Origin of the sequence: Paraburkholderia madseniana, assembly GCF_009690905.1 — a bacterium.
Taxonomy (GTDB): domain Bacteria; phylum Pseudomonadota; class Gammaproteobacteria; order Burkholderiales; family Burkholderiaceae; genus Paraburkholderia; species Paraburkholderia madseniana.
In genome coordinates this window covers 1-19,696 of record NZ_VOSW01000140.1, presented here as the reverse complement: position 1 = coordinate 19,696, position 19,696 = coordinate 1, and the positions used below count along the sequence as shown (strand labels likewise).

General features: G+C 60.8%; 7 protein-coding genes and 2 pseudogenes. 6 read left to right on the top strand and 3 right to left on the bottom strand.

Annotated features, from left to right (window positions below):
- Positions 1-549: 549 nt before the first annotated feature.
- Positions 550-1,990, top strand: a pseudogene (locus tag FSO04_RS41010) (IS1182 family transposase).
- Positions 1,991-2,309: 319 nt separating this feature from the next.
- Here FSO04_RS41010 and FSO04_RS41005 read toward each other — a convergent pair.
- Positions 2,310-2,576: a hypothetical protein gene (locus tag FSO04_RS41005; protein ID WP_154567097.1), complete on the bottom strand. Its 267-nt coding sequence runs from the start codon at positions 2,574-2,576 to the stop codon at positions 2,310-2,312.
- A gap of 1,550 nt (positions 2,577-4,126) precedes the next feature.
- Complete coding sequence (locus tag FSO04_RS41000; protein WP_154567096.1) at positions 4,127-5,764, bottom strand: cytochrome C; 1,638 nt, start codon at positions 5,762-5,764, stop codon at positions 4,127-4,129.
- A gap of 582 nt (positions 5,765-6,346) precedes the next feature.
- Between FSO04_RS41000 and FSO04_RS40995 the strand changes: the two genes are divergently transcribed.
- From FSO04_RS40995 to FSO04_RS40975, 5 genes are read left to right on the top strand one after another with little or no spacing between them, the layout of a single operon-like run.
- The gene (locus tag FSO04_RS40995; RefSeq protein ID WP_154567095.1) at positions 6,347-7,909 is read left to right on the top strand and encodes a multicopper oxidase domain-containing protein; all 1,563 of its coding nucleotides are present in this window, start codon (positions 6,347-6,349) and stop codon (positions 7,907-7,909) included.
- A 12-nt stretch (positions 7,910-7,921) separates the two neighbouring features.
- Positions 7,922-9,547: a multicopper oxidase domain-containing protein gene (locus FSO04_RS40990; protein WP_154567094.1), complete on the top strand. Its 1,626-nt coding sequence runs from the start codon at positions 7,922-7,924 to the stop codon at positions 9,545-9,547.
- Between the two features lie 27 nt (positions 9,548-9,574).
- Positions 9,575-17,800, top strand: coding sequence for an SdrD B-like domain-containing protein (locus FSO04_RS40985; RefSeq protein ID WP_154567093.1), 8,226 nt, complete (start codon positions 9,575-9,577; stop codon positions 17,798-17,800).
- Between the two features lie 11 nt (positions 17,801-17,811).
- Positions 17,812-18,273 carry a hypothetical protein gene (locus tag FSO04_RS40980; RefSeq protein ID WP_154567092.1) on the top strand — a complete coding sequence of 154 codons (462 nt, stop codon included), beginning with the start codon at positions 17,812-17,814 and terminating at the stop codon, positions 18,271-18,273.
- A gap of 31 nt (positions 18,274-18,304) precedes the next feature.
- The gene (locus FSO04_RS40975; RefSeq protein WP_154567091.1) at positions 18,305-19,189 is read left to right on the top strand and encodes a LolA-like protein; all 885 of its coding nucleotides are present in this window, start codon (positions 18,305-18,307) and stop codon (positions 19,187-19,189) included.
- Between the two features lie 371 nt (positions 19,190-19,560).
- Here the strand turns inward: FSO04_RS40975 and FSO04_RS49100 are convergent.
- A pseudogene (locus FSO04_RS49100) lies at positions 19,561-19,696 on the bottom strand (YciI family protein); the annotation flags it as partial.

Genomic DNA, 19,696 nt, shown 5'->3' with positions numbered 1-19,696 from the left:
GACGCATTCGGGAAGTAGTGCGACCTGCTTGCGGTCATCGCCTTCAACGAATCGCTTCATGAGTCACCCGGTCTCAATGAGTTGATTCAGTTTAGGCGATGAGTGCGTTTTCACACAGGCTCGGCCAGCATCGGTCGTTCGACAAGGTTGTGCCGATCGTCGACAATGCTCCGTCTGGCTAGTTGGATGTGGGTCGACTTCCGCCGGCGCTGTTCGTAGACACACGGCAGCATTTACGGGCGTAAAAAAAATCGCACCAAGGGGCACCGAAGGAAAACTTAAGATCAGGGAGAACCTGATGCACCGTTACCTAGGACCCGTTGTCGGGACACCTGGCGCGAAAAAAAGCCGGCGCGAAGCCGGCTTGAAAGGATCTAGCGTCCGAGTGAGCTAGAACCTGAGAGACCTGCACTATATGCGGAGTAGCTTAAGAAACACTTACGCCCGGAACGACTTGACTTGGGCTACAGGCGGCTGAAGTGGGTCCAGCCTGTGTGAAAACGTGCTGATCGCCTAAACTGAAGCAACGCATTCAGGTTGGGTGGGCACATGAAGCGATTCGTCGAAGGTGAAGACCGAAGGCAAGCCGTCTTGCTACCCGAGTATCTCGACGACTATGTCGCCGACGACAACCCGGTCCGTGTAGTGGATGTCTTCGTCGACGAACTTGATCTGCATGATCTCGGTTTTGATGGAACTACGCCAGCTGCAACCGGGCGACCCTCTTATCATCCCTCCGTTCTGCTTAAGATATACATCTACGGTTATCTCAATCGCATTCAGTCGAGTCGGCGCCTGGAGCGCGAGACTCAACGCAATATCGAGCTGATGTGGCTCACGGGCCGCCTTTCACCCGATTTCAAGACCATTGCCGACTTTCGCCATGACAACGGCAAAGCGATCCGCAATGTATGCCGGCAATTCATCGTGTTGTGCCGTAACCTGGACCTGTTCTCAAAGTCGATCGTGGCCATCGACGGCAGCAAGTTCAAAGCGGTCAACAATCGTGATCGCAACTTCACCAGTGGTAAGGTCCGGGCACGCATGCAGCAGATTGATGAGAGTATCGCGCGTTACCTTGCGGCGATGGAGACGGCGGACCGGACGCAATCCGATGTGGCAGAGGCGAGGACAAGCCGCATCAGCGACAAGATCACGAAGCTCAGGCAGCAGATGCAGGACCTCAAGGCAATGGAGCAGCGGCTGCGCGAATCACCCGATGGACAGGTCTCGGTGACTGATCCGGATGCGCGCTCCATGGCCACCAGCGGTTGGGGAACAGGGATGGTTGGCTACAACGTTCAGACGGCCGTTGATGACACGTCTCATCTGATCGTGGCACACGAGGTCACCAATGTTGGCAATGATTGTAACCAGCTGACGAAGATGGCTGGGCAGGCGCGAGCGGCTACCGGCATCGGAAAATCTGACTGTTGTTGCCGACCGGGGCTACTTCAAGAGCGAGGAAATCCTGCAATGCGATGAGGCGGGCATTACGGCCTTCGTTCCTAAACCACTGACGTCGGGCAGCAAAGCAGATGGGTACTTCGGCAAGCAGGACTTCGTCTACGTTGCGGAAGATGATGAGTACCGCTGCCCAGCGCAACAGCGACTCACCTGGCGGTTCACAAATATCGAACACGGTATGACTTTGCATTGCTACTCGAGTTCGGCTTGTGCTACCTGCGCAATCAGAAAGCAATGCATATCCGGGAAGCAGGCTCGCCGGATAAAGCGCTGGGAGCATGAGGGCGTAGTCGAAGCAATGCAGCAGCGACTCCACCAGAAGCCGGAAATGATGCGCATACGCCGTCAGACCGTGGAGCATCCGTTCGGTACGCTCAAGTTCTGGATGGGCGCGACGCACTTCCTGATGAAGACACGCGAGCATGTCAGCACAGAGATGAGCCTGCATGTGCTCGCATACAACCTCAAGCGCGTAATGGCGATCTTAGGCACTGCGGCATTAATGCAAAAGATGAGGGCCTGAGGAGAGGCCTTACATCAAACCGGCTGCACCACGGCGAACCGGAGAGCTTCTGGGCTCGTCGACGAACCTTCGCATTCTGACCGGCCTGAAGGTCCTCCAACCATACAGCGGGCTAAAACAGCCGCCAATGGCCGTGATCGACGGTGCGAAGTCATCGAGCCACATCGGTTCGCGTTTTTACACAGCCTGGGTCGTGTACTGCCGGTCGCGACAAGCATCGGTTGCGCAAAGACTGGCTCGAACTCGATGGGCGCCGAGGCATAGCCGCGTGCCGCAGCCCGTGCGGCGATACCGCTATCAGCGGCGCGCCAGCCCTACGTTAGAGATCATCTGCCGAAAGCGTTATCCGTTCGCCAGTGCTTGGCAACGCTTTCTGCTCTACCGCCTGCAGAACTCGGCGCTTGCCAAGCTCGAAGGCGAGCATCAATTGTTTTGGGGTCTCGTCCGCAGCGCCGAGTTTTTCGCAAACTGCTTCAGCAGGCAGCGCAAAGGCGCAGTATCCCCAGCCGAAGCCATACGCCGAAAACCACACAGTCGCATCGGCAGAAAGGGTTGGGGCAGTGAGGTTGGTACCGGGCTGATTCATGGCGATCACCGTCCTGTCCGATAAAAGCAAGTATTGATTCTCGCACAGTAAGCGATGGAGGTCGGGGCGAACTCCGCCTCCGTGACAGGCAGGAACCGACCAATACTGTTGAAAAAGTCGCTCACCGTCGCTCTCGCGAGGTTAGAGGGTAGCCGCGCCCCCTCCCGGAAACGCGGCCCCCGAAGAACCGTACGTGCGAGTTTCCCCGCATACGGCTCGCGCACGGCATTAAGCATCATGTCGATGCCGGTTGCGGTTTGTGCACACACAACCTTCGCAAACGTCACATCGTCGATTCATCCCGTCGCCGGGACAAGGGCGCGGAACCGTAGCCCGACCGGTCTCTCACAAGCTTCCCTTTGGTGAATCTCTGACGTGGGGCAACGACAGCCGCACCACGCGCACGTCAGCACCCTTTCAGGTCGGGGCAAATCTCGAACCCCTATGTCACCCGTTACAGGCAACCCTTCGCTTCTTGCGCGTTCTCACTCCCGCTTCCCCAACAGTGTTCCTCACGGTCCACCTGCCACCGCTCCATTGAACCAGAGCGAGGGCGAGAAATCGGGGTTCCCGCGTTCCCATCCCTGCCGACCCGAGCACTTCCGGGCCTGTCCGTTTAGCACCTGTCTATTCCCCGATGGCCTCGTGACGACGTGCACCCACTTGAAAAAGGTGCAACCGGCCATTTACCATTTTGGTCAGAGCCTCTCAGCAGCTTTGGCTCTTCGAAGATAACGAGGATTCCATCGACAGTTCACGTACGTTGTGCATGCGGAACTTGCCTGGCCCCCACACCGCACGGCTGCTGGCAGTGTCGATCCCTGCCCGGTCGCCCGGGTGAATCGCCCATAGGGTGGGTACGTTGTCCCCGGAGCTTCGAACCCGACCGTTACCGGTCGCGCACGTCCAGGTAGGCAACTGCTGGTCGTACAGCAGGTCACGCCTTCAATCTCCGATGTTCAGGTTGTTGAATGTGACAAGGCAGAGAAGAGCTTTGCCATCCACTACGTTGCCGATTTACGTCCGGCGGACGGCGACACGCGTCGCACTTCAGGGGTCTTCTTACCCTTGACCGACGCTCGCGAGCGGCTTGTAGGTCGATCTGAGAGGTCGATTTTTTCGCTTGCCGATTGCAAAAACCATGCAGCGACTTTTTCAACAGTATCGGCCACTAACCGCCGTTCACATGCGTCGTCGGTCGGACGTTCAGGCGTCGGCTCCGCCCCCGTAAGCGGCCATCCGATTGTCAAAGACGAACGCTCCTTCATCGGCCTGAGCCGACGTTCGCGGTCAATCGATTGCGGCCGGCGCGAGCGTCCGCTTAAGGTTTTCAGTCACGATCAGGACAAGGGACAATCGACGTCAATGCGTTCAGCACCAGTCCTTCGCGAACGAGGCCCGCTCCCACAACATCCAGGCCAGGATGTGGCTGTTGCGAACGGCGCTCGGGTCGGCTCAGAGCGGTTGTCGAGACAATCGGCTACACGTCTGGGCACACCGGGGTGAACCGGTCCGCTATGCGATTTTCACGTCACACGGACGCAATGGTGCTAGGGAACGACCCAACTGCCTTGCGGCGAAACCGCATCGGACGTACTCCCGGAAAGCTTGATGAAATAGCCACCTTTTGACGCGAAGCGCTGCGTTGGCGCGAGGCTCAAGCGAGGGAAATAACCGTTCACCAGCCGTCGACTCAGCATATTTTCGAGCTGTTCGACCAGATAGTCGCGATGAAACAGATCGAGCATGCCGGACAACGTATCCGCCAGTATCTGGCATGCCAGATACGTGTTTGCTTCCACGCGTTCATCCAGTATCGGTACGTGCCGTATATTGAACCAGGCGAGCGGAAAATTCATTGCGACCCGTCTCAGCACAGGAAGATCGAACGGATAGGTGACTAACGTGGATTCGCGCCAGGCCGATGGTAGCGGCGCATGCTCAAGGCCGCCCATCAATCCGGACACGTAGACGGTAGCCAAGGGCGCAGAGGCGGGTAATGCAGCAAGTGCGCCCGGCCGCAGCCACAGGATCAGCACATCGTCCTCTTTGATTCCAGTCAATGCCCGGTTGATCGCGCCTGGCGCGGCGTCGCTGTCGAGTGGCCGGTCGAGCGGCGGCGGTTTACCGGCTGCCGCAAGTTGGGCCGCAAGATGCGCGGCCGCCTCTTCGCCAGCATCGCCTCGCTGAAAGACTTGAATCACCCTTCGGTCGGTGGCCGATTTCCCGTGCGCCAGTGCCGCGCTCTGCGGGAGCGCCAGACGCGCCGAGATCAGCTCGGCCTCAAGCAGGACACCCTTGGAAAAGTAGACGTTGTAGAAGTCGTGCTCGGCGATAACGGGGACGTCGACATTCGGAAACAGACAGGGCAGTGCCTCGGATTCGCAGAATCGATGCACTGGCGCCCATGTGTTGCCGCCGATGCCTGAGATGACGGCGAACACCGGCTCGGTGGCGAGATGCTCATGGAGCTGACGCTCCCATGTCTCCGGTGGTCCACTCAGTTCCCACACGTGCAGTTGCCAGCGACGCTTCACCCGGTAGAACACGTTGCGGTCGCTTTGCATCGGCTTGACGCCGCCTCGCAGAAATTCGTTCTGGTCGGAAAAAAACTGTCGAATTACCGCTAGCATTCCGTCGCGGCTCGTGCGGTCCGAATCCGGAGTGGTAATTGTAGCGAAGTGAAGCGTGTCCTCGGTGACGCCGGGCGAAAGGGTGCTCGACAGTCCGCGCAGATAGTCGATCAACTGGGTCATCGTGTTGTCGTCGATATCGAAACGCGGCATCAATTCGTTGAGGGGGCGGCCGTCCCGGCCCGTCCCATGACGGATGGCTTCCGCCAGCGTCTGATCGACGTACGGCTGGCGTTTGAGATTGACGTATCCCGGCATGTACCGGTAGTCCATATCGTCGTTCGCACTGCTTGCTGGGCGAAACAGATAGTGTCCGGTGATGGGCGGGACGATGATTTGCCCTTCTGCGGTGCCGAAACCGCTGCGACGATGGCAATTGACGCACGCTGCATCGGCGCCTTTGACTGATGCGCCTGCGAGGCGCTGTCCGACAAGCGGGGCGCCCGACGGCAGGATGCCGTTGCGATACAGCGCCTCAGCGCTCGATGCGTCCGCTGCATATGCAAGGCGGCTTATCAGCAGGAACGCGAGCACGCCTGAAGTCAGGAATCTCATATTGGCGCCCTTAAGTGGGTTCCTAAGAGGCCTAGGAAGCGGGAGACTAAGCAGATCATTTTTACGCGCCTCCGCGCAAGACTAAATCGGCCCGCTTTTTCGGGGTTCCTCGAACTGGCCGATAACCCCGCTGCGCAGGAGCTGTCAGGTCTGCTGCGGCGTACTGGCTGGCCAGAATGATGATCCAGATTGAGTGATTTTCAATCTGGGTGTTTTCCCCATTTTGAAATCACCCGATTCCACGCATCGACCGTTTTTTCGCATTTTGCGAATCGGGTCGCGCAGGCACCGAGGCGGACATCTCCTACTGTGGTTTGCGGGTCTCTCTCCAATGACGCGTGCTTTCATTTCCTAGACACTGGCCCGGCAGTTTGATTTCAGAAATTACAGCTCGTAGACAGCATCATCCACCGCATGGCGACTTTCGAAGGTCGTGCGCAGATGTAGACATGTCGAACGTAAGCAGAACATATCGCCGCTCGTGCACACGCGAGCAGGCGGGCCAAGCGTGGATATCTGAAGGACCGGTGCTGGATGCCAGCGTATGTTGCGCAGGCAGTTCGTCCGTTCGCGGAGGGATCTATGTTTGGTACTCGCTTGTTTCGTATCGTGCTGCCCGCGTTTTTCTTTCTCGTCGTCTCGATACCGGCGTTCGCGCAGTCATTCCGCGTGCAGTGTCCGAACGGCACCACGCTGCACAAATCGCTCGACGGCAAAGTCGACTCGATGGTGCAGGGCGACCCGGCACGACCCACCGCAGCGAACGCGAATCCCCAGATCAAATGCCAGCACATCTCGGGCGGCGACGGTTACGCAACGATGGCCGATGGTCAGCAAATCTATCTGTTTGCGTTCGGCCCGCTCTCGGGCCTTTCGGATATTTCGATGGGTCTGCCGGGCACCCAGCCTGCGTCGGTATTCAACAGCACGTTCGTAGGCGCGACTTTCCCGGGCGACGGCATTGCGCCCAATAACGCTGCCATTAAGGAGCCCGCCTTGATGATGAACAACGGCGTGCTCGCGGGCCAGGCGCCCGCGCCTACGATGGCGCTAGACGAGGACGACGAGTTTTACCTCACGCTATCGAACGTCGGCATGATCATGCGTCCGGACCTGTTCGAGCAGCACACCGTGCATTTCCACGGCTATCCAAATGCGTCGTCTTTCTTTGACGGCGTACCCGATGCATCGGTGGCCATCAATATTGCGGGCAGCTTCACCTACTATTACACCGCACCCGACGCAGGAACCTATTTCTGGCATTGCCATATCACGCCGCCTGAGCATCTGCAAATGGGCATGGAAGGCCAACTCTACGTGCGTCCCCGTCAGAACCGCCTGAAGCCGGGCGCGAATCTCTATACCGCGTTACACGACTATGAATACCCGATGCAGCCGATCAGCACTGCGTCGAATGCGCACTATCTTAATGCATCGTTCCCGCCTGAAGACTGCCGGAAAGACGTTCTGTGTTCAACGCCGCTGCCGCGCAAGGATACGGGTGCAGTGCAGGCTCCGGGCGCGCTGTACGCCTATAACGACGGCGACGGTTCGACTCGCTACGATGTCGAGTATCCGATCCAGATGATGGGCTTTGATCCGAACTTCCACTTCATTGGCATGACCTTCAATCCCGAACCGTTTGCGGATATGAAGGACAAGTATTTCTTGCTGAGCGGTCGCAGCTATCCGGATACGATCGGCGTGCCAGGCTATGCGCAACTGCCAACCACTGCGACGAACCCGACCGCAAGCGGGGCTATTACGACACTCGATTCAGATGGCGTATCGCGTGTGTCGCAACCGATGCCGACCCTCATCACAATCAACAAGACCGCGGGACAGACGCGTGCGTTGCTGCGTGTGTCCAACCTGAGCGTCACCGAATATCACACGCTTGCGACCGAAGGCGTGCCGATGCTCGTCATCGGCTTTCATGCGCGCCTGTTACGCGACATGGCCGGCGCAAACATGTACTACACGACGAACTCGCTGACCATAGGCGGCGGCGAATCCGCCGACGTGATCCTCGACGTGACGAACATTCCACAGGGTACGTACTTCCTCTACACCACACAGCTCGATCACCTGTCGAACGACGCCGAGAATTTCGGCGGAATGATGACTGAGATCCGGGTCTTATAGGAGCGGCCCGTCATGTACTCATTCAAGACCTGCGGTGGGGTCGTCGTCCGGTCGATGTCGATGCTGCTGATTCTGGCTGTCGTCACTAGCATGTGTTGCGGACTGGCGCGCGCGGCTGTGCCGGGAATCACGGGTGGCGCAAAAAACCCGACATTCAATCTGGTCGCGAGCGCTGGGTCGACTTCGCAGCCGGATGGCGCATCGATCTATACGTGGGGCTTCGGCTGCGGCAAGGCCGGAAGCGCGGTTGGGCTGACCGCTGCCGCGGCGCCCGCAGGTTACGCGCCCGCGGCGCTGACTGCCATCAGCACGTGTGCGGTCATGCAGTTGCCCGGTCCCACGCTGATTGTCACTGAAGGCGACACGGTGACGGTCAACCTCACGAATGAATTGCCGGTGGCCGCCGGCAATACGTCGATCATCTTCCCAGGCTTCAAGGTGTCGACGACCAACGGCGTAGCAGGTGTTCTTGCGCGCGAGGCTACACGTGGGACCACGGTAACGTATTCGTTCACGGCGACGAAGCCGGGCACGTACGTCTACCACAGCGGCACGCAACCTGAGTTGCAGATCGAGATGGGGCTCTACGGCGTCGTCATCGTCTTGCCGAAGACACCTCCCGCGGTCTGTCAGACGCCAGGCGCGCTTGGATCCCAGGCCGACTACCGGCTCTCCACGGCGGCCTACGACCATCCGCAAACCTGTTACGACCGGGAATATCTGTTCCAGCTCATGGAGATGGACTCAAACATTCACCTCGCGGCGCTCCAGCAGGTGACGGACTGCGATGCGCGAGTCGCTGCCACTCCAACGGCGACGTGCGCGCCGATCGCCGTGCAAACCGAGCCGTACCACCCGAACTATTTTCTGATTAACGGCCGCTCGATGCCGGACGACATGGATGGCCCCTACTCGTCCGCTTATCCGAATCAACCGTACAACGGCAATCCGCACTTGCATCCCGGCGAAACCATGCTGATCCGTGCGGTGGGTCAAGGCCGCATACAGCATCCACTGCACATCCACGGCAATCACGCGCGTGTGCTTGCCCGTGACGGCAACCTTCTGCTGTCCTCAGTCGATCAGCTCAGCCTTGCAGGGCCTCTGATCTTTACGTTCCCGACGGTATCGGGGCAGACCGTCGACGCGCTGTTTCAATGGACCGGCAAGGGGCTGAACTGGGATGTCTATGGGCACACGTATGCCGGTGCGCCAGCAGGACCGAGCACCGCCGGCAATGGCGACCCGGCGCCGTGCTATCCGGACCTCAACGGCTACTACACCAACACGAGCAATCCGGCCGCGATCCCGGGCGTCACTCCGAACTACGGCGAATGGTGTGCGGATCACAACAAGCCGATCCCGGTTACGCCGCCTAACCCGAATATCGTTGCCAACGGTCTGTGGTATGGCGGGACGCCTTATCTCGGTCTGCAAAGCATTCCGAGTGGAAGTGCGCAGTTCATCTCGACTCCGCTTCCGCCGGGTTTTGCAAGCCAGAACCCCAGCGCTGGTTACGCCTTCATGTGGCACTCGCACGACGAGCGCGAGATTACAACCAACGACGTCTTCCCGGGCGGCATGATGATGATGATGATCATCGATCCGCCGGCCGCGAAGATTGACGAGTCGCAGTGACACGAGTGCGCCAAAGGAGTCGTAAGCATGAGATCCCTGATCGATCGACTGACATCGAAGTCAGCGTGTGTGTGCGCCGTGACGATGCTCCTGGCATCGCTCGCGTCCGCGCAAACGGTCACGACGGTCAATCTGACTGCGCAGCGTATGTCGACGACGCTCCCGGACGGAGCGATCGTTCCCATGTGGGGCTTCTGTACGAATGACCCGACGCAGGGTGCGGCACTCGGGGGCGGCACGCTGGACAACGCCAATGTCTGCTCGCGGAAGTCCGCTGGATCGACCACGCCGGTGCCGAATAACGTCTGGGCGCCGGGGCCGACCATTGTGGTGCCGGTCGGCAACAAACTGCGTATCAATCTCACGAACAGTCTGCCCGCCGGAACCCCAACGTCACTGGTGATTCTCGGCCAGATTGGCGGCAGCGCCGGCAAGCCGACACGCGATGCAGCGCCGATTGTCCATCCGGCGGTGACCACGACGACGTGGCCAGCGAACGCGGCGGTGCCCGCTGGCTCGGCAGGATTTGTTCCGCCGCAGCAAGCCGCTCGTGCCCGCGCGTTTGCGCAGGAGGCAGCCCCGGGCGGAACGGTGTCTTACACATGGGATACCAACATCGCAGCGGCGGGTGCGAAAGCAACGTATCTCAAGCCGGGCACGTACCTCTATGAGACGGGCAGCCATCCGTCGATGCAGGCTCCGATGGGTCTGTACGGCGTGCTGGTCGTCACCTATGCGCCGTTGTACGAAGTCGAGGGCGCCGGCACCCAGGAAGCTGAGATCCATCTGTCGAACGACCCTCATGCCGAGGGCAAGGCGTTTCCGGGCGCTTACCGGAACGCTGGGCCAGCGCTTGCTTCGCTCGCCGATGTGCCTTATGACATGGACGCGGTTCTGCTCTTATCGGAGATCGATGCCGTCCAGAATGCGGCGGTGGACGCAGCGGCTGTCGCGGGCACGAGCGAGACGATCCGCTGGAACGACCAGCAATGCGCGCAATCCCAGAAGGCCGCGCCGGTCGTCAACGGAGTCGCGCAAGCGCAAATTCCATGCTACCCCGCTGCGGTCAACTATGCGCCGACCTACTTCCTCGTCAACGGCAAGTCTTATGACCAGTCCAATCCCAGTGGCACCTCCGTGGCGATGCCGGACCTCAAGGGAAGTGACTACAACGCGCTAAGCGGGAATGTGCTGGTGCGGATGGTCAACGCTGGGTTGCGTACTCATGTGCCGTCCGTTGTCGGTCAGCCGTTGCAGCTCATCGCAGAGGACGGCAATGTCGCGCCAGGCATGCCGAAGATGCAGAACGAAGTGAACATGCCAGCGGGTAAGACCATCGATGCGCTGGTTCATCCGGCAAAGAATGCAACATCGTACGTCGACGCGGTATTCGCATTCTTCGACCGCGCCTTGGGTCTGACGACTGCCAATGAGACCGCGGGCGGGTTCGAGGGATACCTGGCCATTGCTAGCGCGACGACTGTCACGGCGGGTCCCGGCACATTTGCGGCGGCGCTGAACCGGACGATCGGCAGCAGTGCGAAGCCGGCGGTCGCGGCGCAGGCGAATCCGGACAATTACACGTTGGCCCCGAACGCCACGACGTTCAGCAACAACGTGTTGAGCAACGACATCGGCGTTTCCAACGTCGTCATCAAGGGCGTGACGGCGGCCGCTGGCGCTACGTCGACCACGATCACGCTGGCCCACGGCACGGTGACGCTTAACACGAACGGCACCTTCACCTATACGATCACGAGCGCGCCGACCACCAGCCCGAGCAGCGATACGTTCTCCTACTGCGGCAATGCGGGGACCGCTTGCGCGCTCGTCACGCTGGCGTTCGAGGCGACGGGCGCTGCGCCGACCGCGAGCGCACGCGTATACGACAACACGGCGGCAAGCGCCTATCCGAGTCGGGTGTCGTCACTCATCAAAGTGCCGCGCGGCGCCGGTCTGCTGGCAGGCGCTGCCGATCCCGGCAATTTCCCGCTTACCGCGCGACTCTCGGGCACGGCGCCCGCGTGGGTCACAGTGAATTCCGACGGCTCGTTCACTGCCACGCCGTGCTCGGCTGCGCCGGCGACCTGCACGTTCCAGTTTGTCGTCGTCAATTCGCAGGGCACGTCGAGCGCGGCGCAGACGGCCACGGTCGTGTTCCCCGCTGGCAGCGGCTTGCCGGTGAATCTGCTGGATGCGCAGAACGGGATGGCGTTACCGAACGATTACGGCTGGATCATCGAAGAGGACCAGACCTGGCATAACCCGACACCCGGCACGACGCCGCCGGTCGTCAACGGCACACCGCAGCCGAGTCTCGCGACCAGTTTCTTCCGCAGCCACATGCCTGTCGTGGCGGCCGGCTGCACGGGACCGCTGAGCTGTGGTGACGCGCAATCGAATGGCGGCACGGTCGCGAACGCGAAACCACGGTCCATGCCGGGAGATGTCGCGCTTGATCCTGCCAAGTGGTATTTCATTTCGATCCTGCCGGGCGATTCAGCGAATCCGTTCATCGCCGGCTATGCCAATGATCCGCTCATCAACCCCGACTGCCTGACGCCGAGTTCGGCGACTGCCAACGACGCAAAATGCGGGCACACCATGAGCGGCATATCGGTCCCGCCACCTGTCAACGGCGCGTATCAGACCGCAACGATCAAGGTTGAGCCCAATCCGCTCAAGCCGGCGCAGCTGTCGATCTTTATCTTCGAAGACAGCAATCCGACCAACGGCGATCCCGACGCCAATGAACATGGCCTCGGCGGCTTTGAGATCGTGATCTGGGACGTGGCCGGCCGCAGCGGCGACCCGATCGGCCAGGTGACGTACGATACTCTCAATCAACCGCTGACGAACGCGCTGCTAGGGACGCCAGGCTGTCCAAATGTCTACAGCCCGACCGCGTCAGCCACGCCATCGACTCACCCTAGCTATGCAGGCAAGGATTTAACCGGGGTAGTCATCACCTGCCCGAGTGATCCGAAGGACCCGGCCAATCCGTCCGCGGATTACGCGCTGCAGGGCCAGGCGCTGGTCAAGAATTTGATGCCGGGACGGTTCGACGTGATTGCGCACCCGGGTGCGGCGCGCGAAGGTGCAGGGGAGACCTGGTATCAGGTGTCCACGCTCGAAGGGACGCCCGGACAGGACGCGTTCACGAAATCGGGCGAACCGCCTTACTTCCAGGAGTTCGGGCCGCCAGGATTTCACACGTTCATCGGCTTCGTGAATCCCGCGCACATTGCGCAGCAGAACGTGATCGCAACACACGTGCCGGTGGGTGGGGTGCCGCCCACGAATCCTAACGGCGATACGGAGGGGCCGCCCGTTACCGGGCCGATCCCGCTCGCGACGACGTCAGTGACCGGCCGAATCACGAGCCTCCACATGTCGCGCCCCGTCATGGAAACATTGTGGGATTCCGCCTCGCGTGCGCCGCTTGCATCGACCACCTGTTTCGTCGGCTTGAATCAGCAGGGCGAAACTGGCTTGAATATCGGCTTTGCAGCCTGCGACCCGAACGGCAATTTCAAGCTGAACAATATCCCGGTCGGCAACTATATGCTGGTGGTCTGGGATCAATGGCTCGACCAGATCATTGCGTCCAAGTCGGTGCAGGTCACGGCAAAGCCGACCCCTGACACGAACGGAAATCTCGTTCCGACAGGGCCGGTCTCGATGGGCAATGTTCCGGTATTCAGCTGGTTCACGCGGCTCGAAGCCAGCACGTTCATCGACTCGAACGGCAACGGTGTACGGGACCCCGGCGAAGCGGGCGTTGCCCAGGTGCCGGTGCGAATCCGCTTCCGTGACGGCTCTGTGTCGAATACGCTGCTGACGAATTCCGACGGCAACGCGATCTTCAATGAACTGTTTCCACTGTTTAACTGGTACGTCGTCGAATCCGACAGGACGCGTTTTGCCAGCACGGGCGTCAACGTGACGGTCGACGGCGGCGGTCTTGTCGACTGTGTCACGTATAACGCCGCGACCGGACAGGGAACGCTTGGCAGCAGCAACCAGAACAGTACGCAGCCGTGCTCGAAGACGGGCGGAATTCTGAACTCGTCGTATGCATGGACCGATCCTGTCTCGGGCAAGGCGTACGGCGCGGTGCCGCCGGGCGTGCCGAACGTAACGAGCCGTGTCGATTCCGGCAAGGTGCTCTATGAGGGGCTGCAAGGCTTCATCAATCAGACCCAGATGCTCGACTGGGGCAAGCGACCATTCGCCGTCGGCGAAAACGGCGGTATTCAAGGCATGGTCGTGTATGCGTCGACCCGCGGTTTCGACGACCCGAGCCTCGAGGTTCAGTTCATGTGGGAGCCGGGCGTGCCGCGGGTGCAGATCAATCTGTACCGCGAAACCCCGAATGCCGACGGCACTGTGGGTCTCACGCTCGTCAATTCGACCAGGACGACGAGCTGGGACGATTTTGCGAACGGCACGACGGCAGGCGGCGCACCGAACATGATCTGTCCGGGGCAGGATCCGGCTGATCCGTTCCTGTCCTACACGCTTGGGACATCGAACCAGTTCAGGTGTTACGACGGCTTCCACTTGTGGAATCAGGTGCAGCCTGCCGTGTACGACGGCGCCTACACGTTTACGACCGATTCGGCCGGCCACGCGCTCACGCCGGGCAAGTACGTCGTGGAAATGATTGCGCCGCCGGGTTACGAGGTCGTCAAGGAGGAGGACAAGAACATCCTGATCGGCGACGCATGGGTGGCGCCGGCCGCACAGCAGTTCGCCTCGCTGTCGAATGTCTTCATCATCCCCGACCAGGCGCAGGTGGCCGCGTATTACAACCCGGGCAACCCCAACAACCCGACGACAACCCTCGGGTTCAAAGGCGCGAAGCAGCAGTTTCCAGCTTGCGTCGGCACGAAGCATACCGTTCCCGATTTCATGAGTCTCTTCCCGAACTCGGGCCAGGTAGCGCCGTTTGCTGGCGCGACCAAGGCGCTGTGCGACCGCAAGGAAGTCACGCTGAGCGACCAGATGTCGGCGCCCGCGAACTTCTTCGTGTTCAGCAATACGCCTGTCGCGTCGCACTATACGGGGCTCATCCTTGACGACGCCGCCAGCGAGATCAACGCCGCATCGCCGGACTTCGGCGAGAAGTTTGCCGCGTCTTACGCACCGGTGTCGATTCGCGACATGAACGGCGTGGAAATCTCGCGCACCTACTCGGACCAGTGGGGCACCTACAACGGCATGACACCGTCCACCTGGCAGGTGAATGTGCCGAATCCGGCGGGTTACTCGCCGAACATGCTCGTCACCTGCATGAACGATCCCGGTCCGGTGCTGGATACGCGTCCGGGCTCGGCGACTTACGGCCAGATGATTACCGACCCGCTCTTCAATCCGTCGTTCAGCAACTTTTGCTATACCAATCCGTTCATGCCGGGCGCGACGGTGTATCTCGATACGCCGGTTCTGCCCGTCGCGGCGTTCGCGGACGGCTACAGCCCGCCGGATTGCGATTACCCCGATAGCACACCTGGGATCAAGCGGGTGGACGGCGACAAAGTGGGTCCGTGGGTGGCGGCAGCCGATGGCACACATACCTTGCGTATCACCGCGCTGGGCGATGTCGATGTGCCGAACCCGGTGTACCAGGGTCCGAGCGCGACCGCCGCGCCGTTCAACCAGCGCACGATCAAGCGCCACTACGGCTTTGGCGCCACGGCGGGCACGGTCAGTGTGAACGGCGTGCCGCTCACTAACGTGTCGTGGTCGGACGGTCTTATTACCGGGACCGTTGCCAGCGGCACGACCACGGGTGAACTCGCCATCACGAATGCCACCGGCACGAATAGCGTGGATGCCGTGACGGTCGACATCGGCGGCGCGGCGCCGGTCGTGGTCAGCCCGGTTGTGGCTCCCACGGGGAGCGGCCATGCCGCAGGGTTCCCGCATCCTATCCAGGATGCGATCGACGCCGCGAAGCCTGGCGACCTGATCATCGTCGATGCGGGCGTCTATCCTGAACTCGTCATCATGTGGAAGCCGGTCAGGCTGCAGGGTGTCGGCGCGGCTTCGGTCACGATCAACGCGGCCAAGTATCCGACGCAGAAACTCGACGACTGGCGGCCGCGCATCAATCAGCTGTTCGGCCTCAACCCGACTGCGCCGAGCAGCAGCGGAGGGACCGCCGACACAGGCGGCGCGGGCGAACTGGTGACCAATCCGCAGGTTGATCCGTTGCCGACGCAAGCGCCGATTACCGGAGGTGTCATTCTTCTCGAGCCGACCATCCTCGCAACGGAGGAGGGCGCGGGCATAACGGTGCTTGCCAAGGGCGTCGGGCTCGATGGTGTGACGCCGCTGACGGCTAGCGACTGCAGTGCCAATCCAGCTTCTCCGATGAATGCGGCAAGCAGCTATTTCAAGGTGACGTCGTATAACAACGGCGTCCCGAGCGCGACCACCTTGACGCCGACTGGCTGGAAGATGTCCGACTCGAACTTCCTGTGTGCCCCTTCGCGCATCGACGGGTTGAGCATTACTGGCAGCGATGCGGGTGGCGGGATCTATGTCAACGGCTGGGCGCATAAACTCGAGATTGCCAACAACCGAATTTTCAGCAACGCCAGCGCGATGCACGGCGGCGTGCGGATCGGTAGCCCGTTTGAAGAGGAAACACCACCGGCGGACGGCTATGGATACGACAACAACGTCCGCATCCATCACAACTCGATCACGAGGAACGGCACGGTTGAGGCGACGCCCGGTGCGGGCAGCGTGAACGTAACCGGCTCCGGCGCAGGAGTGTCGATCTGCACGGGCACCGACAATTACACGGTCAACTACAACTTCATCTGTGGCAACTACAGCAACGGCAATGGTGGGGGCATTGGCGCGATCGGTGTCAACATGAACGGGACGATTGCGCACAACAAGATCCTGTTCAACCAGAGCTGGCAGCAGACGTCGGCCGTGCACGGTGGCGGTATCGACATCGAAGGCGATCTGACATCTGCCACCACGCTGTCGAACGGGACGGGCAACATCACGATCGACTCGAACCTGATTGTCGGAAACTTTGCGCAGGGCGGGCACGGCGGTGGTATCCGCCTGCAACAGGTGAACGGCAACGACGTTGTGACGAACCCGCGGAATCCGGCGAAATGGTACCGTGCCACGGTCACCAACAACATTATTGCCAACAACGTTGCGGGCTGGTCCGGCGGCGGCATCTCTCTCGTCGATGTGTTGAATGCGGCGATCCATGAGAATACGATCGCCAGCAACGACAGCGCCGCGATTGCCGGATCGCTGTTCGGCACCGGTGGGCGTGGGCCGACCACGGCGTACCCGAGCCCGGCTGGCATCAGTACCGAGCTGACTTCATCTGCGTTGCTCGCAGCCTTGCCGGCAACCGCGTCGGCTGGCGTACCGGTCACGGCGACCAAGGCGCATAACAGCTACTCGAACCCGGTACTGTTTAACGACATCATCTGGCATAACCGGTCGTTCTTCGTCGACGCCAGCACGGGCGCGGCCAAAGTCTGCTCGAGCAACAACGTTGCCGATGCGGGGCAGAGCTGCACCGTGTTGCCGGTGTCTCCCGCTGCGGGCGCCTGTACCGGGTCCCCCGCCTATTGGGATATCGGCACGGTTGGCGACAGTTCGGCCACTGCGTCCAGCTTCCGGCTGACCGATATCAACAATTCGGTGGTGTCACCCGGCGGTTCCGTGTACGACAGCACGACGGGTGCTGGCGTCTCGACCAACGATCCGGGCCTCACGAGGATTTATTGCAATGGCCCGCGCGCCAACCCGGCCTTCAAGTTCGAACCCGGCCAGCCGTTCCTGCCGCCGTTCAGTCTCGCTGCGGGCGTGACGCTGGATGAGGCGGGCAACTTCGTCGACCTCAAATACGGTCCACTGTCGCTGTCCGATCCGCTGCAACCTGGCTATGTCGCGTATGGCGACTACCACGTGACGGGTACGGGATCTGCGTACAACAACGGGGTGCTCGCCGACCCGCAGAGTCTTGTCGCTGCCACAAGGTTTGACTTTGGCGGCGCGGCACGTCCGGCGCTGGGGCGCGTGTCAGGAGTCGACATCGGCGCCACGCAAGTGACTGTTCCAGGGGCGCTCGCGTTGACGCCGCAGTCGATGCTCGCTGCCGTCGCCAGGCAGGTGAAGGCGCTAACCGGGGCGACGATGCCGCTAACCGGGGCGACGATGCCGCAGTTAGCCATTCCGGCCATCACTCTGCCGGGGGCCCCATAATGCGTCCAGGCTTGCGCGCATTGACCGGGGTGTGCGTCTTGCTGGTACTGGCAGGGCAGGGCGCATGCGTCAGCCCCGCCACTACCAGCGCAGTGGATCCCCGCGATGCGGCGCACGCGTGGCGGGTCCGCCGGGCGCCTTATTTCGACAGCAACTGGGGCGTCGATATTGTTGGCGTGAAACTGGTGTCCTCGGGCTGGATGCTGCAGTTCAAGTATCGCGTGACCGATCCGGACAAAGCCAAGGCGCTGCTCGACAGTCATGCGAAGCCGTATCTTATCGATGAAGCAAGCGGTGCCAAGCTGGCTGTTCCAGCGCTCGAAAACATCGGTGAGTTGCGGCAGACCGCGGCGCCGGAGCAAGGTCGGACGTACTACATGATTTTTGGAAATGCTAATCAGATTGTGAAGCGTGGAAATCGAATAAACATTGAGATTGGCCGGTTCGTCGCGGACGATCTGATCGTCGAATAGTCTGACCTGGCTCTTTGCAGATGGGGTTCAAATGATGAAGCACGCAGACCTGAAATTTCGTGGCGCGAGCCTCATGCTCGTCGCCGGCATTGCGCTCGCCCTGTTGGCCCCGGCGCCGACCATGGCCGAGACAGCCACCATGAGCGCCGCACAGGTGGTGGCGAAAAATGTCGCCGCGCGTGGCGGTCTTGAAGCGTGGCGTGCGGTGCATGCCGTGTCTTTCACCGGCAAGATGGATGTGGGACGTACTCACCCTGAGCCGCAAGGAACAGTCGACAACCCGCCAAGTTCGTCGCCCAAGCGTCACATGCTCGAAAAGGCCATGACCAGCAAGGGTGGCGCGATGGAGGGCACCGTGATTGCATTGCCCTACCGTATCGAGATGAAGCGGCCGCGCAAGGTGCGCCTTGAAGTCGACTTTGCTGGAAAGACCGCGGTGCAGGTGTACGACGGCACTGCAGGGTGGTACTCGCGTCCGTATCTCGGCTATTCAACCGTGCAACCGTTCAACCCCACCGAATTGAAGCTCGCCGCCGACCAGCAGGATCTCGATGGCCTGCTGATCGACGCTGCCGCCAAAGGCAGCCAGATTGCGATGGAAGGCGTCGAACCCGTAGATGGGCGCCGTGCGTACAAGCTGAAGGTCACCCTGCAAAACGGCGACATCCGCCACGTTTGGGTGGACGCAGGGAATTTTCTTGATGTCAAGGTCGATGGTACCCGGCAGGTCGGTACGCGCACGCGGACGATGGTCACGACGCTGCGCGACTACCGCAAGGTCAACGGTGTGATGATCCCGTTCGTGATGGAGACGGCGGGTGAGGGCATGAGGCAGCCGGAACGAATTGTGATCGAGCAGGCGACAGTTAATCCGGATCTGCCCGACACTCGCTTTGCTAAACCGCAGTTGAACTGAAATGACTTTGATGGCGACGTCCGGGTTTGCTAAAGCTTTCGTGGTGTTCTGACGGACAGGATGGATTGCAGTTCTATTACACGGCCTCCGGTCCGAGGCTTCGCTTGTAAGCGGCCGCTCGTGCGCACGGGACACGACGGTTGCGGATGACCGTAATGGCCGAACACCCGTCTCCCTATGCGAGTCGACGAGCGACAGTTGTACCTCGAGAGCCGACGTAGATGTCGAGCCGTCTCGACGGTCCGAAACGGGTCGATCACAGGCGTCGCCGCTCGGCCCAGAAGTAGCATCGCCGCGATGACTCACGAAGCCGTGAAGGTGTTTGAAGAGAACAGAGCGCCAACGCATATTTGAGACACGCGTCCAAGCCCTCATCGGGCCCAGTAGAAATCCACGGGGATAAGCTCGACGACCCATCCACCTTCTTCGCCCAGCGTGGCCGCCGGGTGCATGGAGGCGATGCGCAACGCCTCGTCATGGGTATCCGCCTCGATGATGAACAGGCCG

Bases quoted from the DNA above. Each gene is read 5' to 3' on its own strand.
- FSO04_RS41005 (WP_154567097.1), bottom strand. From the start codon at position 2,576: ATGAATCAGCCCGGTACCAACCTCACTGCCCCAACCCTTTCTGCCGAT.
- FSO04_RS40975 (WP_154567091.1), top strand. From the start codon at position 18,305: ATGATGAAGCACGCAGACCTGAAATTTCGTGGCGCGAGCCTCATGCTC.
- FSO04_RS40985 (WP_154567093.1), top strand. From the start codon at position 9,575: ATGAGATCCCTGATCGATCGACTGACATCGAAGTCAGCGTGTGTGTGC.
- FSO04_RS40990 (WP_154567094.1), top strand. From the start codon at position 7,922: ATGTACTCATTCAAGACCTGCGGTGGGGTCGTCGTCCGGTCGATGTCG.
- FSO04_RS40995 (WP_154567095.1), top strand. From the start codon at position 6,347: ATGTTTGGTACTCGCTTGTTTCGTATCGTGCTGCCCGCGTTTTTCTTT.
- FSO04_RS41000 (WP_154567096.1), bottom strand. From the start codon at position 5,764: ATGAGATTCCTGACTTCAGGCGTGCTCGCGTTCCTGCTGATAAGCCGC.